Annotated in this window: 13 protein-coding genes; 1 reads left to right on the top strand and 12 read right to left on the bottom strand. The window is 32.4% G+C overall.

The features are described 5' to 3' along the window. Window positions 1-78 precede the first annotated feature (78 nt). Window positions 79-819: a hypothetical protein gene (locus tag QUF73_19720; GenBank protein MDM5228359.1), complete on the bottom strand. Its 741-nt coding sequence runs from the start codon at window positions 817-819 to the stop codon at window positions 79-81. Window positions 820-997: 178 nt separating this feature from the next. On the opposite strand from QUF73_19720, the gene QUF73_19715 reads away from it, so the two are divergent. Beyond that, complete coding sequence (locus QUF73_19715) at window positions 998-1291, top strand: hypothetical protein (protein MDM5228358.1); 294 nt, start codon at window positions 998-1000, stop codon at window positions 1289-1291. 670 nt (window positions 1292-1961) lie between these two features. Here QUF73_19715 and QUF73_19710 read toward each other — a convergent pair. From QUF73_19710 to QUF73_19660, 11 genes are all read right to left on the bottom strand, one after another. Continuing rightward, window positions 1962-2327, bottom strand: a complete 366-nt coding sequence (locus tag QUF73_19710) for a transposase (GenBank protein MDM5228357.1) — start codon at window positions 2325-2327, stop codon at window positions 1962-1964. A 316-nt stretch (window positions 2328-2643) separates the two neighbouring features. Then, the gene (locus QUF73_19705; protein ID MDM5228356.1) at window positions 2644-3015 is read right to left on the bottom strand and encodes a transposase; all 372 of its coding nucleotides are present in this window, start codon (window positions 3013-3015) and stop codon (window positions 2644-2646) included. A gap of 34 nt (window positions 3016-3049) precedes the next feature. Further along, the gene (locus tag QUF73_19700) at window positions 3050-3484 is read right to left on the bottom strand and encodes a transposase family protein (protein ID MDM5228355.1); all 435 of its coding nucleotides are present in this window, start codon (window positions 3482-3484) and stop codon (window positions 3050-3052) included. Between the two features lie 1893 nt (window positions 3485-5377). Beyond that, on the bottom strand, window positions 5378-6793 hold the full coding sequence (locus QUF73_19695; GenBank protein MDM5228354.1) for an oligosaccharide flippase family protein: 1416 nt from the start codon (window positions 6791-6793) through the stop codon (window positions 5378-5380). Between the two features lie 215 nt (window positions 6794-7008). Next, a complete protein-coding gene (gene galE / locus QUF73_19690; protein MDM5228353.1) occupies window positions 7009-8034 on the bottom strand; it encodes a UDP-glucose 4-epimerase GalE in 1026 nt (341 codons plus the stop codon). 1069 nt (window positions 8035-9103) lie between these two features. Beyond that, window positions 9104-10231: an EpsG family protein gene (locus QUF73_19685; protein MDM5228352.1), complete on the bottom strand. Its 1128-nt coding sequence runs from the start codon at window positions 10229-10231 to the stop codon at window positions 9104-9106. A 752-nt stretch (window positions 10232-10983) separates the two neighbouring features. Then, window positions 10984-11952: a polysaccharide pyruvyl transferase family protein gene (locus tag QUF73_19680; GenBank protein ID MDM5228351.1), complete on the bottom strand. Its 969-nt coding sequence runs from the start codon at window positions 11950-11952 to the stop codon at window positions 10984-10986. A 43-nt stretch (window positions 11953-11995) separates the two neighbouring features. Further along, window positions 11996-13114, bottom strand: coding sequence for a glycosyltransferase family 1 protein (locus tag QUF73_19675; protein MDM5228350.1), 1119 nt, complete (start codon window positions 13112-13114; stop codon window positions 11996-11998). 17 nt (window positions 13115-13131) lie between these two features. Beyond that, window positions 13132-14409, bottom strand: coding sequence for a glycosyltransferase family 4 protein (locus QUF73_19670; protein ID MDM5228349.1), 1278 nt, complete (start codon window positions 14407-14409; stop codon window positions 13132-13134). Then, the gene (locus QUF73_19665) at window positions 14397-15122 is read right to left on the bottom strand and encodes a GNAT family N-acetyltransferase (protein ID MDM5228348.1); all 726 of its coding nucleotides are present in this window, start codon (window positions 15120-15122) and stop codon (window positions 14397-14399) included. Before QUF73_19665 ends, QUF73_19670 begins: the two co-directional genes overlap by 13 nt. A 14-nt stretch (window positions 15123-15136) precedes the next feature. Continuing rightward, complete coding sequence (locus QUF73_19660) at window positions 15137-15766, bottom strand: sugar transferase (protein MDM5228347.1); 630 nt, start codon at window positions 15764-15766, stop codon at window positions 15137-15139.

The raw sequence follows: 15766 nt of genomic DNA, 5'->3' as shown, positions 1-15766 counted from the left end.
TGTGTACAAAGAGAGAAGATCCTCACAAAAATATACAAAACTGGCTCAGCTCCAGCTAAGCCAGTTTTGTATAAAAAATTATAATGGTTTCCTTAGACTTCTTATTGATAAGCAGATGAGTATAATTCCCAAGATGGTCATCAAAAAGGGAAGTAGATAAGCAAAATAGAAAACAGGATAGCCCTTCCAGTCATCTGTATAATACCCTGCTCCTCCAAAGTACATCGGCGGAATCAGCTTTGTCTGTAGTTTGTTTTTATTTTTGTATGTAAATGGTTCTTTCGTTAATGTACCATCTTCCTTGATTGTAATAGCCATATACTTGAGCTCTTCGATTGGAGGAAAACCTTCCATTCTATTGCCAATCATTTTTTCTTTTGCCCCATTCATCTGGAGGACAATGACGAGGGATTCCTGATCTGTTTTTTTATCCAATACTCTCCAATAAGAAATATAATGAGTATATTGATTTAAACCTTCCTGTCCGACTTCCACAGGGTAACCTTTTAGGACTTCCTGTGTTAAGCTATCGACGGTTACATAAATATCTGCCGGGGTAACCAAATTGCCCCGTGGATCCTCGTATGACTCGTTTTCTTCCAGTATTCTGTAAATGTCGATCTTTGAACCCCCAAACTCATACTCGGTTGGAGCCCCTTTATACATCTCGTTTAGCTCTGTGATTCTATATTTTTTTTCCATTTCAAAATCATAAAACTTTTCCATGACCATCTCACTGGTAACCGGAATAGATACCACAAATAAAAAGATTCCCAATAATAATGTAATAGCCAGTGTTACTTTTCTAAAGTTCTTCATGTTCTTTCCTTCCGTGGAATAAGATACCTTTAGTTCTTATTTTACCAATTTTATCTAATAAAATATATAAAAATTCCCAGATGAGAGGGAGAATTGATATGACTTTCTTCAGTGAAAGGGTTATTCAAGACCGGCCATCTAATAGATTTTAAAAGTTCCCAGTCCGAGGGGTTTGGCAGTGAAAATTATAAGATTCTACACTCCTATAGATAAGGTCATATTAAACACGGATGAAGAAAAAGTGGCCGCTAATATCGAGTTCAGAGGTAAAAATAATGGAGGAGAATTCGACAGTAAAAAAAGGGATGCATCAAGAATTGGTTTTATAGCGGAAACGGAACCACTGAAAGTAAAAACGGTAAAAATAATAACTCTGGCAAAGTTACCGATAAAGAGAATAACACAATTGCAGAACCACAAGAAATTACCTTTGAATTTAAATAAAAGGTTTAAGAATGAAATATATAAATGATACTTGATGAATATATGTTCCCATCTTTCATGATGCTTTTACTAATTCCTGATTAAGATAAACATAAATGGTGTCCTTCTTCTCATCCTTATCCATTCTAATTTTGCAATAGCCCATTTAGACTCAACCAACGAAGAGTCTAAATGGGCTATTATGGAAGAGATTAGTTTTTTCTAACCTGCCTATTTATATCAATTACAATGAGTTTGACAACTCTTTTATTTTAATCAAACGTTTGATTAAATGTTATTTGAATTTTAATAGCAAGCTTGCTATATCAAAATATAAAGATTTTAGTTTATTATTTTACCAGCTAACCGCAATTATCCATCCTCTTCTTGATCAATTTTGTACGCGTCGTACCGTGTAAATTCCACACTTACTTTTGCACTGTTTTTTTTACAAAGTCTATATTTTCCTGTATCCCCTCCAATACAAAACCGTCCCCTGAAAATATTTCCTTGAGCATTTCAGTATAGCCAATCGGTGCGGAGGCAAAGCTTGTGCTGCTGCTATATATAATTTCTCCACCTTTAAAATAGCAAAAAGATCGGTATTTTGTACTGAATAAAGTTTGTGTTTAGTGCAAAATAAAAGTGGTTCTTACGCTTTCTTGGTGAAATAAACCATACCTTTGTTCTTTTTCTGCTAACTTTTTTTTAAAATAGCATTACAGATGATATAGAACCCTTTTTTCTAATAATGCCAATCCGGCTCTTCCATATGTCATCCTTTTTATGGTTTTCAACCGATTAGTTTGCCCCTCAAGCAATCCATTGCTAAAAGGCAGAGTTAGAGCGTTTTTTACAGCCTGTATGTCACTCCGCTGACGGAAAGCGTAGTAATAAAAAGGGTGTTTCCGGCTGCTTAACTGGTCTTTGAGCCATTGAAGAAAACCTTCTACATCACGCGCTTCAACCACAGCCCGATATTTCTGGATTGTTTGATATACACCCTCTAGAGTGGAATAGTCTTTTAGTGTACGCTGTAGTAACTCTGTTTCTTCTTTTTTTAATTTTTGGGGTGGCTTCCACAACCAGGCACACAAGCTCCTCCTTGAGTTGGATAAAACCCTTTTCTCTTGGGGTGTTATGTTGTCTATCTTTCCGAATGTTTTGTACAAATGTACGAACGCCTGAATAAGTACCTTTATAGCCTTCTATTTGAATAGCAGAATAGATCTGTTTTACAGTGTTTTCCTCCTTTTTCGAGTTTTCTCATTCGCTCGTTAAAAGGGTCTGTTAAACGTGATCACTGTCTTTGAAAATCAGGAGGGCTTTTCATGTTTGTATACTTTTAAATCGTACGCCAATCCAAATCATATTCTCTTGCCAGCTTGGATACATTTTTACCTAGTTTGAATGCTCTTGTATTTCCTGAATAATCCCCCACTTTCGTTTTTGCCGGTCACTTGTTTGCCTTTCTGCGCGAGTTAAAGGGATTTCTTCGTCTATATCTGAAGAATCTATCCACGTAATCTTAGCCGGCAGAATTGGGGATGCCCAAGTGTCAAGTTGCTTTTTTGCATTTCTAATAAAATGAAACCGATCATAGATTTGCTTGATAGATGGATCAGCTTCGGTAATCCCTTGGCGAAAGGCGGTGAAGCCGTCCCGGCTGACCATTTGAACAAACGGATTCATTTCTAGCCATGCTGTAACGGTTTCCGGCCTACGATCGGGCAGGAGTGCCAGAGGCTTATGAGTTTGAAGGTCGCAGATCATCGTACCGTAAGTATGCCCTTTCTTGAAAGCAAAATCATCCAAACCGAGGAAAGGGTAACACCTCCGGATTCATTTCTGTCCGATGAACAATGGCTAATAAGGCATCATGGCTTACCGGAATGTGTGCAGCGTGTGCTACCTTTTCAGCTGCTAGGCAGCTAGTGAAAAACACTATTTTTCTTAGCAGATTTTCTGCACGGAAGGTACGCCGGCCATTGGCAGGGATTCCTTCATAACGTTCAGTGAATATCCTGGCAGAATATTCTGACTTGTCGCAAAACAATTTTCTTGAAAGAAGCTGTAGCTCGACCGGTTGACCGCTGACAGGGAGTTCCTGTATGATCCGTGATCCGTGCATATCGGCTATGAATTCTTGAGGTGATTTTTTTGCACTTTGGACACGAAACAGAGGGCCGTTTGCTTTGAACGGTGAGGAGTAAGGAGCCAGGTTCAGATGAAGAAAAAACATGAATTAGTTCCAGATGAGGATCATGCGATAACCATAAGAACATCATAAGTTTCCACCTCCTGAATATTATACTTACCTAATATCCAGAATCCCTTTTCACCAAACAACCGTAAGAACCACTTTTATTTTGCACTAAACAAAAAAAGTAAAACTTGGGTTATTTGATGCTCGGTTTAGTAAGTAAACTTGGCTTACTGTTTACCCAAAAATCTAGTTATGACTTAAAGGTACCCCATCTAGTGAATCGATTCTGAACTAATTTAACTTTCTGAAGTAAAATTAAACACCACTTAAAAATTCACATTGAAAAACAGTTAATTTATATGTAATGCTTATTGATCTTGAATGGGGAAAAATTGTGAAAGAAGAAATGTTATGTAGATACAGGAAGGATTAAATAAAAGGATTATGCCGAAGCTTGCATAATCCTATTAGTATTTCCTGCTTTAGTAAATCAACGCCCTATGGCGTAAGTCCAACACAAATAAACCCGCCTAGCCATCTATTTAACCAGGCGAGTATTAATATTTCTAAGTTTATCGATCATAGATTAAATCTCAACATTTTGCTCATCTATGCCCATCATTGCATCAAATTTTCTAATCCTATCTTTATCAGGATCGCTGTATCAGCTAATTTTCCAATGCAGCTTATCGGGCATTGTATTTTCTTCGATAATTTTTCTAAAGTAGGGGTGATCTACCGGCGATAATGAATGCCCAATCACAACAATCTCTTGTATCTCCTTAAGCGAATCAAAGAATGCCGAGTTTTCAGTTACTTTGCGATAATTATTGAATCGCTGATCACCTTTATTTCTTTCGTACCAGTCAGCAAAATCCTTATTTGGATTGCGACCATGACCTATGATTAACTTCTTTTTCTGATCTCTCCTAACACCGTGAATGTATAGGATGTTATCGTTAGGTACTCCATAAAGCGTTTCAAGAAACTCAGTATAATTAAAATTTAGATATAAAGCATCACGATTAAATAGCTTATCGAGGGCTTCTTTCTTGGATATAATGTTTTAATCCATTGTTTAAACCTAGGCAAATTATTGAGCAGGTCAGGAATAACTTGTTTCCCCATTTCAATAGTTGCAAAATAATCGGCATAAGAGAAGTTGTCATCATCTTCATCAAATTTATCCCATATAAGTATCCAGCATTGTATCCACTGATTCCATGATCATTTCGCGAGAAAGAAAGGACAGATTATTTCAAAACCGCCCCAGAAATCCTCGCATTCGAAATAAGTACCCATTTCGAAGCTTAGGGCTTTATCCCGTTTCTTGAGATATTCCTTGAACATAGAATAGCCGGATTTAACGCCATGTAACAAGTCAAACCGTTCCCAATTATATATAAGGTTATAGGCTGATGAGCCATATGTTACTCTTTTCTCCTCTGATCAACCTATTAATCTTTCGACAAAGTATATGTTGGGCCTGATACGAAACCTAACAGTGCAACGGGTACTTCTCATATCCGCCCAATCCCTTATTATTTGGCTTAGGACTGTCCCTTTTTGATACCTATTCTCTAATTAATCAAATTCAACCTAACATGCCGTTACAAAGTCTCCATTCTCAAGATTGTTGTTAGGCTCTGCTAGTTCTATGAATCATCTCACAACCATTTTCTCAAAACCAATCTATAGCATTAAATTTTGGATCCTTCAGCTGCCTAAAATAAAGCGACTGGATGTGGGTGTATTAAGCTAAGAATCAAACATTTCTGTTAAGAGAGTCGATGAAAAACTGCATTTCAACTCACAATGGCGCCTGAGGCAAATTTTTTTGCATCTTTTCTATTATAATTAAGTAAGCTCATAATAAAAAGTATATACCAACCGAAAAAAGTGTTACAACATAAAAGAAACTCTTGAAACTTATCTAGATTTTTTGAGCTTGTTTGTCACAAACTCTGTTAGCTTAAAAATAATTAATTTAATCTCTTTTAAATTTATAATAATAATAATAGATAACAAACTAAGTTGCAGTAAGTATTCAAAATCCAAATTAATATACAATACACCAATTTGAATAAATATAATTATTAGAGTAAGCAAGAGATTTTTTACATTTAACTTTATATTTACAAACTTTTTAGTATCTTTAATCCTTAATATCCAGATTACAGCAAAACTAAGCATTGTTCCAAAAGCTGCACCATAAATTCCAATTGATGGAATTAATATTATGTTGAAAACTATATTTAAAATTGCACCAGTAGCCGAGGTTTTTATAACACCAGTAGTTCTTTTAGCTGCTATATAATTCGTACCTAAGAAACCGGAAAAACTTGAAAATACAGCACCCAATAATAAAAAAGGTACGTATTTCCATGCTTGAAAATAACTCCCCGCTATAATAATCTCTATTATTATTTTCAAATGAACTATTAGTACCGAGGTCGAAATTAACATAGTTACAGAGAACACACTAAATACATTTGTAAAGAATCTAGACTTGTCTTTTGATCCAGCTTCTTCAATAGCAGACATTTGCCAGGCCTGAAAAAAAATAGAGTGGACAATATTTAAAATACTTGGTATTTTATTTGCTACTGCATATATACCATTTGCACTTAATCCCAAAAAATAAGTAATAATAAATCTATCTGATAAACCCATTATCCACCACATTAGTGCATTGGGCATTAGAGGAATGCTGTATATTAACATTTCCTTCATTAATTTAATATTTACTTTTTTTACATATATATCTCTATATATTCCTCCGCCAATACTTACAAATATGCTACTAAAGATATGAGCAATGATAATAGAAACTAAGTACCCAACAATCCCCATTTTAAATATTACAAGGAAGATAAGATTACAAATTAATAGAATGCATGCATTAATAATTCCACTAATTGCGAATAATCTAATCCTTCCTTTTGCCCTAATATATTCCGCTAGTACATTGTAAATAGACTGCATCATTAACAATAAATAAAAGTAAATGATAAATCCATCGAGTGGTAATAAAGCACTAAATATTGGATAGCACATTAATAATAAAATAAAGCCAATAAATATTACTACTAAAGAATTTATTAATACTGCGTGTTTATCATAATTCTTATCCATCACGAATCTTAATACAGATTGAGAAATACTCATAGTAAAGATTGGCAGTAACAAATTTATTGTAGTAGTTAATAAATCCACCAGACCAAATTCACTAGTTGTTAAATAATATGTGTAAAGTGGAACTAGAAAAAAGATAATCAATTTTGTACCTAGGTTTCCTATTGCAAAAACGAGTGAATTGCTAACTAACTTTTTGTAATTATTCAATTTTATTCATCAACCTTACTAGGAAAAATCAATCTAAGATTTATTTAAGTTTCCTATTAAAATCCTTAGTCTATAATAAGTTTTCCAAAGAAAATTAACAAAGGGATTCATTTGAACGCACGACATAGCTTCATATGAAAACCATAAAAAATAGTATCAAACATATCCATAACGTTTATTAAATTATTTTACAATGGGGGCATATTAAAAAGGTGCTAATCTTTCCAACTTCGTAACGAAAGATTTTTATTAGGTTCGTTGGAATACCCCTTTGGATGATTTTTATGCCAGTTCCATGCATCAGTAATAATTCTTTCTAGCGAGTCAAACATTGGATTCCAACCTAACACATTTTTAGCCTTCTCAGATGAGGCAATTAGAACAGCTGGGTCTCCCATTCTTCTTCCCTTTACTTCTGCAGGAATTGGATGGTTAGTCACTTTCCTTGCCATATTTATCACTTCTATAACCGAGTGACCATTACCATTACCAAGATTAAATATATTACTTGAATTATCATTTCTTAAATACTCTAAAGCCTGATAATGAGCAGAAGCTAGGTCCATAACATGAATATAATCTCTAATGCATGTCCCATCTTTTGTAGGGTAATCATCACCAAAAATATAGATTTTTTCTCTTAATCCAAGCGGAACTTGTAAAATTAAAGGGATAAGATGCGTCTCAGGATTATGATCTTCTCCAATTTCTCCATTTTTATGGGCACCTGCAGCGTTAAAGTATCTTAAAGAAACATACTTAGTCCCATATCCCTTTTCAAACCATTTCATCATTTTTTCCATGGCAAGCTTGGTTTCCCCATAAGGATTTGCTGGATTGGTTTCATCTTCCTCTAGAATAGGAATATTCTTAGGTTCCCCGTAAGTAGCGGCGGTTGATGAGAATACAATCTTAACAACATTATTTTTCTTCATAATATCCAGAAGGCAAAGCATACCATAAACATTATTATGATAATAATCATGAGGCTTCTCCATACTTTCTCCAACTAAGGAATTAGCTGCAAAATGTATAACGGCCTCTATATTATGCTTTTTGAAGACTTGGTCTAAAGCCATTTTATCCCTTAAATCAATTTGATAGAAATAATCAACATTAATTGATTTGCTATGACCACCCTGTAGGTTATCAACCACAATTACATCTTCATTTTTATCCAAAAAGTATTTCACCGTATGGGAGCCAATGTACCCCATACCACCAGTTATTAGTATTGACATATTTCTTTCACCTCTACTAAAAAACAAAATTATTACCCCAAAAAGCCGAACGAATTTACACCATATTTTCATTAGCCATACTGTTATTAGTTTTTACGTTAATAAAACATCATATAGGTTAAATAAACTGCTCCATCCATCGACTTATATTTTCATAGTTCAGATTAACTGACGTAGTAAATTCAGAGTTTATTGTTTGGGATAATTTATCAATTTCTTTTCTTTCTATATAATTTAAGTTGTAACTTTTATTCATTTCTCTTGCCCGGTGATAGACTGTAATAATTATTGAACGCTTTTTATGCTTCATACCATAATACCCCCATGTAAACGGGTACCAATGTAATCTACATCAGTATTGAAAATTCTTAAAAATCTTCAGTAGTCAGGGGGATTACTTCTATCCCTGAAACATTTCCAAATGTATTAAAATATGAAAAGTCTTCAGAGTCCTGAGGCAAAAATAGACCTTTTCGTAATTATTCTTTAAATTACTTATTAATTTCTGATCGCTAATTATGGCCCTTGAATAATCTGTAAGTGTGAATACTACAGAATTAGATTTTTTTGTTGGTATTTCATTATATAACTCAGAGGCAAGTGACCATAGAGTTGGACACCCAGTATTTATTGCTTTAAGTTAAATAATCCCTTTTGTTTTGTCATCACGTTCACTATGAATATACTCATTAGATAATACCGACGTGTACAATTTTTGGGTATACCAGTGTTAATTTTGTTACTATTTACTCCACAACCTACACCAAGCAGTACGCCGCCTCTAACAGACAAATAATTAAATGGGTTTATACTCCAATTTAATCAAGGACGTAACATGTTTGTGTAAAGCAAATTACTTCCAAATACAAATTTATAATCTACATTTTTCATAAACTGTACTTTCGGGTTTACATTAGTTGTTTTATAACAGTGAAACGCAGGTCTGTGTAGGAATTGATAATACAAAACTATCATTTACTATTTCATGTAGCTCTTTTCTTGGAGATTGCATTATAATTTCATCGCCCTTATGCAAAGATGCTGATGCCCATGCCGTATCATGTTTTACCTATATTTGCCAAAAAAATTCATACGGAAATATTCTATTCCATTCTGGACGAAATAATAAAATAACAGTGATATATATAAAACTAAAGACACAAACGAGATATACTATAATTGTATATAGTTTTTTTTCTCGAATTTTACTTAATATGTTAGGCAGATAAATAATTGAAAAGACAAAGAAATATTCACTTAACCTCTCAATTAAATTAAACTTTAATGAAATAAATGTTATACATGCTGAAAACAATATTAAATACTGCATAGCATAATTATCACTTATTATTTTTTTATGCTTAACGCTACCTAATTTTATCTCAGCGCTATATTTCTCGGGTTTTGTATTATAGTTTAAAATTAATCCCATAATAAATATAATGAATATTATTAAAAGGTTTAGTATACTCGCTAATCTAATTTCACCTTCAAAATAGGCAGAATTTAAATAGACATGATACTTTGGTGAAATTGTAAACACTAAATTTATTATAAAACCAAAGCTAAATTGTATTAATATACTAACACATATGAAAATAAAAATTATTTTATAATTAAATCTAATATATGGTATAAGCAATAATAAAAATCCAATTAATGCAGTAGCATGGAATTGTGAAGCTAATAATATGAGAATAATAGCAACAAATATTTTTTTCTTTCTCATATATTCATAAGCAAGTAATATTATTAATAAAGCGATATATTGCCTTAGGATATTAAGTGAAGATCCATAAAAACCCAGTGTATAGAATAAAAACACACTTAAAAATACATTATTAGATTTTTTATATATAAAAAAGGCAAAGCCAATTAATAATATTATACTCGTAAAAATTAGAAAAAATTGTGGATGAGGGTTTATAGTCGATATTAACTTGTTCAAATAAACATATCCTGTTTCATACCCGCTTGTAAATTGTGAAAAGTCATTTTTGTTTGCTATTCTTTCAAATAATGATATATAACTAAATGTATCATTTCCAATATTCTCTGAGCGAAAGGCGGACAAGATAAAAAACATTATAAAGGAAATTGAAATGAATAACTTATCTTTATTTCTTGATCTTCCATTAAAGTAAATTAGTACACCTAAGAGTATTAGTATAATTATTATGTTATAGTGTAACCACATGTTCATTTATCCAATCATTTGCAATATTGTAATATAACGTTAGTTTCTTAGCTTCAGAGTTTTTAAGGTACCCCACCTTTTCTACTATCCTCAATGTCCTTTTTCTATTTGTATTCTTCATAAAAGTGTTTAATATTTTATATCCATAATTCATTTATTTCTTTTAATGTATAAACCTACAAGTATTGGAAACTTCAGTTTCATTAGTAATTGTGTCAGGAAAATACACAAAGTAGGTCGGAACCTGGCACCTCAACCTACTAAAGGGAAATGTTTATTTAAAGACGGCAACATCCTTTAAAAAAGCTCTATTATTCATTAAATATTCACTATAATATTTTAGAACTATCTTGGCAGTGACCTGGTAATATAATAAAGAATAATCGGTAATTAGAAATTTAGAGTTTTAGCCCTGGTTGGTGAAACATCTAACAAAAAAATAATTGCTGCAATTTGAAAAATTGGAGTGCAAATGTGTCATCATCAACTGCACGAAACTTAAACAGGAAAGCAAACAAGCCAAAGCATAATAGGATAAGTACCAAATGTATTTGTTTTCCTATTCGACTTTTTAAAAAATTATAAGGTACAATACTTAATCTACCGTTATCACACTGCTAAATTAATTGTTTCAAATAAGTAATTCACATAACTACTAATAACGAAGTAGTTAAATTACCTAGAACTAACTAATAATAACTTAATTAGTTCATAATCGAGCATATTAATTACTATCAAAAGGTTAATACACTTTACTTAAACTGGTTTAACCAAGAATTTATTTTTTTTCTATCTACTGTTACTTCTGTTGGAAACTCTGAATTAATTAACTTTTCAAGCTCCTCAATATTATCTCTTTCAAGCGCTTTGAGATTGAAGTCTTTATTCATTTCTCTAGCTCTATGATCAACAATTATTATTATTGATCTTCGTTTATGCTTCATTGCAAAAATTCCACCATGTAATCTAGTTCCAACATAATCCGTATCACTATTTAAAGCATTTGAAAAAGCTTCCACTGACGGAGATATAACTTGAATAGAATCTATCCCACTCATGCTCTGAAAGTAATTATAATCCTCTGATCCTTGTGGCCAAAATCTTACTGTTTTGTATTTTTTAATTAATATTTCTATCATTTTTTGATCTCTACTTTTGTCACGTCTATAATCTGTCAGAGTAAAAATAACACTTTCGGATTTTTTTGTTGGAATTTGTTTACACAAATCACTAGTTAAATTCCACAATGTTGGGCATCCCGTATTAATGGCCTTAAATCCCATTTTTTCGAGCATTAATTTAGTGCTGTTATCTCTTACACTATGAACATACTCTGATGAAAGAACTGATTTATACAATTTCTTAGTATAAAAATTTACTCCCTTTGAATTAATGCCACTCCCCACTCCAACTAATACACAGTCTTTTATAGGTATTGAGTCTAAAAAGTTTATATTCCATAACGGCCAGGGTCTCACCATGTTAGAGTATAATAAATTTGAGCCACAAACAAACTTCAAATCAGCCTGTTGTAGCCATTTTACATTTTGATTAATCCTTGACGTTTGATGATAATGAAAAATTGGAGTATGTGTTGGGAAGTTTGTGACAAAAGAATTTGACAAAATTTCCTCTAAGCCTTCGCGTGCACCTTTCATAATAATATCATCGCCTCTATTAAATGATGCAACGGATGTATCAAAGATTATTACTTTTTTCATAATTAGCTTCCTTTCGTGACTATATAATTTAACAAACAAATATTTATATCATTTCTAAATACATTCTTTCTAACTTAAATGCTTCTTTATAAATATCAAACCCTCTCTCCATTATATTTTTATATGAAGCGTTTCTATCTATTTTATAATTAAGAGATAATATTTTATTAGACCACTTTTCTAAAGAATCCTCTAAGCGAATGTAGATATAATTATTCAAACCAACCTCTTTTGTTATGGTTTCAGAGAGTACAATGGGAAGACCAGATACTTGCGCCTCTACACCAACAAATGGTAACCCCTCGAATAATGAAGGCAGTAAAAAAATATCTACAGCACTAAGTATATCCGGTACATCATTTCTTTTTCCCAAAACAAATACACTTTTTTCTATATTTAATTGCTTAATTTTTTCTTCTACCGCTTCCCTTAAAGGACCTTCACCAACAAGTATAAGTTTTGCATTAGACTCTTTTTTTAAAATAGCATTAAAAATATCAATTAAAAACAAGTGATTCTTCTGTTCATTAAATCTTCCAACATGACCAATAAGCAATTCATTTTCTACACCTAATGCTTTTCGAATTTTATCTCTCTTTATCTTATCGAACTTAAATTTAGAACAATCCACTGCATTATTTATTATGTTGACTTTACCTTCATTAAGAGTATTATCTCCGTACAAGAAACCCCCTGCTGCATCGGAACAAGCATAATAGTGATTTGCATTTTTTTTCATTTGACTTATCAATAATCTATTTCTAATTGCATTTAGTTTTTTATCAGAATACATAGTAGCGTGACTATGTGAAATGCGGTGTTTTATACCATGTCTTTTAGCTATTTTGAGAGCGAAATGCCAAATAGAAATGGCATGATAATGGATCACTTTATACTCATTTTTATGTTCATTGAAAAACATATTTATTTCTCTTTGCAAAAAAAAGGGATTTTTAGATGCCGCACGACTTACATTATACACACGTCCACCAAGCTTTATTATTTCCTCTTCATAACTATCTTCGTTGGTATCAAATACTAGAAAATCAAATTGTATTTTGTCTTTATCAATGGCTCTATAATAATTCATAATAAAACTCATGATGCCACTTTTTTTTGAAAGTGTATTAGGTAAATGTAATATTCTTAATTTTTCTTTCATAGTCTAATTACCCACTTTCATTTTAATAATTTATCGATCATATTTATAATTTCTGGATAAGTCTTTTTTCTATCAAATTTTAACTCTGCTAACTTTCTCGCGTTTTTTCCCATTTGGTCTCTTGTTTCTTTACTATACCCGAATATTTTTTGAATAGATTTCGCTAAGCTTTCTGGGTTCTCCGGTTCATAGTTTTCTCCAAAATTATAGTCTCTCAGCAAATCTAAAAACTCCTGATTTTGACTACCATTAAGAATAGGTTTTCCGGATGATAAATAATCTCCTACTTTATTAGTGATACTTTGTGGAGCCTTTCTCTTAATCGCATTGATAACGGCATCTGATTTTTCCAAATAATTTCCCATAGTCCCATGATCAACCCAACCTGTAAAAAGAGCATTGCTTCCGATCTTATTTGCATATTCTTTAAAGTCTTTTTCAAGTGGCCCGCTACCCAATATTATTGGTCTTACGTTTATCCCTCTTTTAAATGCAATATTTGCACCCTCGATAAAAGTATAAATATCATAACTATGCCCCAAAGACCCAATATAAGCAATCCATAATTCACCATTTGACTTTTCGATATTACACAATCTGGAAGAATTAATATCATTATCAAACCTTTCTAAATCAGTACCTATATATACATAATCATTAAGTTTGCTTTTAGTATTTTTTCTTTTAGCGATATCTAGATAGGTTTTTGATACAGCCATGATACCATTTGCCATAGCGTATACTTTATTTGCATTTATTTGCATTGGTAGGAATAAAATATTACTAAATACAGGAACATCCAATACTAAATCGTACATAACCTCTGGCCAAACGTCCTGTACATCGATAACATAAGGTATATTCTTTTTACTAGCATATTTTCCAGCAACAAGAGCACTATCTAAACCTGGAACACAGCAATAAACCAAGTCATATTCATCTTTTCTATTCCTCAAAAATTTCCTTAGACTATTTTTGAAGGTCCACATACTATAAATTCGCTTAAAACTAATATTTTTGTAATAACCTACTTCATCTAAAATTTCTATCTTATATGGGGCTTGTTTAAATTCATCCGTCTCTTCTTTTCTAAAGGTGCGATCTAATTCTCTAAATCTACTAGTTACAACAGTTACATCATGTCCCTTTTCCGCAAGCATCTCACTAATTAATTTGAACCTGCCTCTATTGTTCCCATTTTCTCCTGGCAATTGTGTGAATTGCGCTACAATTAAAATTTTCTTCATAATCACATCATCACTTTTTATTTTATTATTTTCATTTATAAATTCCATAGATGATAAACCTGATGGCACCCAATTTGTTTACAACCAACTTTTTGATAAAAGTTAATTGCTCCCATATTTCGCATTTGGGTTCCAACCTTAATTTCGTTATAACCATGTTGATGCGTAGCATATTCTACTGCTTTAAACAAGCTAGTTCCAATACCACCTTTAGTTACTAACGGCGACACGGCAATCAACTCGATTACATTCACATTATCAGAAAAAGAGTAAAGAACAAATCCATTTATACCTTCATTTTCATCTCTGGATAATGCAAAAAATTTATCCGGCTTATCAAAGGCATTGAAAAGCCACTGGCGATAAACTTGATCTCCTTTACGTTTAGCTAATTCCGGATCCTCAGTAAACTTTGAGAACTTAAAATCAGCTATTTCAATAATTTGGTTATCTCTTCCTAATGATTGATGCATTGTAACATTTGCCGGAATCTCTTGTGGGCCCCCTAATTTCTTCACAAATTGAATATTTACATCCGTCAAAAAGGCGGAAGTATTCTTCCCAATCAACTGCGAATTAATAGGTTCAGAGTTTTTATTAATGATTGAAACAAACTGATAATCTTTAAATCTTGTTTTTAATTCTTCCCATTCATCCAATGTAAGAGGACAATGCAGAGTAGCTTTTGCACTAGTGACACCAAAAAAGTCTGTATCCCATTTTAATTCATTAAAAGTCACAGCATTTTCGAGACTTTCCATAAAGAATTCACCCCTTACATTCCTACACCTGTATTTTTATTTGAACTTGTACTCTTTTCGGTTACAAATACATCTTCACGCTTTAAAACAGATACAGCAGTCTTAATAAATATCTTAATATCAAGCCACCAAGAAAGGTGGTCGATATAGTAAATGTCATTTTTGATTCTTTCTTTCCATGGGACAGTGTTTCTAAAGTATGCTTGATTATATCCTGTAACACCTGGTCTTATCTCAAGCTTCCTTTCTTCGTTACCTTCATATAATTCATGGTGCTCTGGTAAGTCAGGTCTAGGACCAATAATACTCATATCCCCCTTGATAATGTTTAACAGTTGAGGTGTTTCATCAAGGCTTGTTTTCCGAATAAACTTTCCGATCTTTGTTAATCTAGGATCATCTTCCGCATTAAATGTTGACCCATCTTCATTTCTAAGATCAGGAGCATTCACCCTCATAGAACGAAACTTATACATTTTAAATACTTTTCCGTCCTTACCAAGCCGGGGTGCATTATAAAAAATTGACCCTTTATCTTGAAAGTATATAATTGGTCCTATTATTACTAGAATAATAATCCAAAATGGTAGGGCTACTAAAGTTAGGATTAAATCGAATATCCTTTTAAAAAAATTCTTATACAT

This window comes from Cytobacillus sp. NJ13, from assembly GCA_030348385.1.
Taxonomy (GTDB): Bacteria; Bacillota; Bacilli; order Bacillales; family Cytobacillaceae; genus Cytobacillus.
Note: the sequence above shows the minus strand (reverse complement) of the source record. Positions and strands in the feature narration are given on the sequence as shown.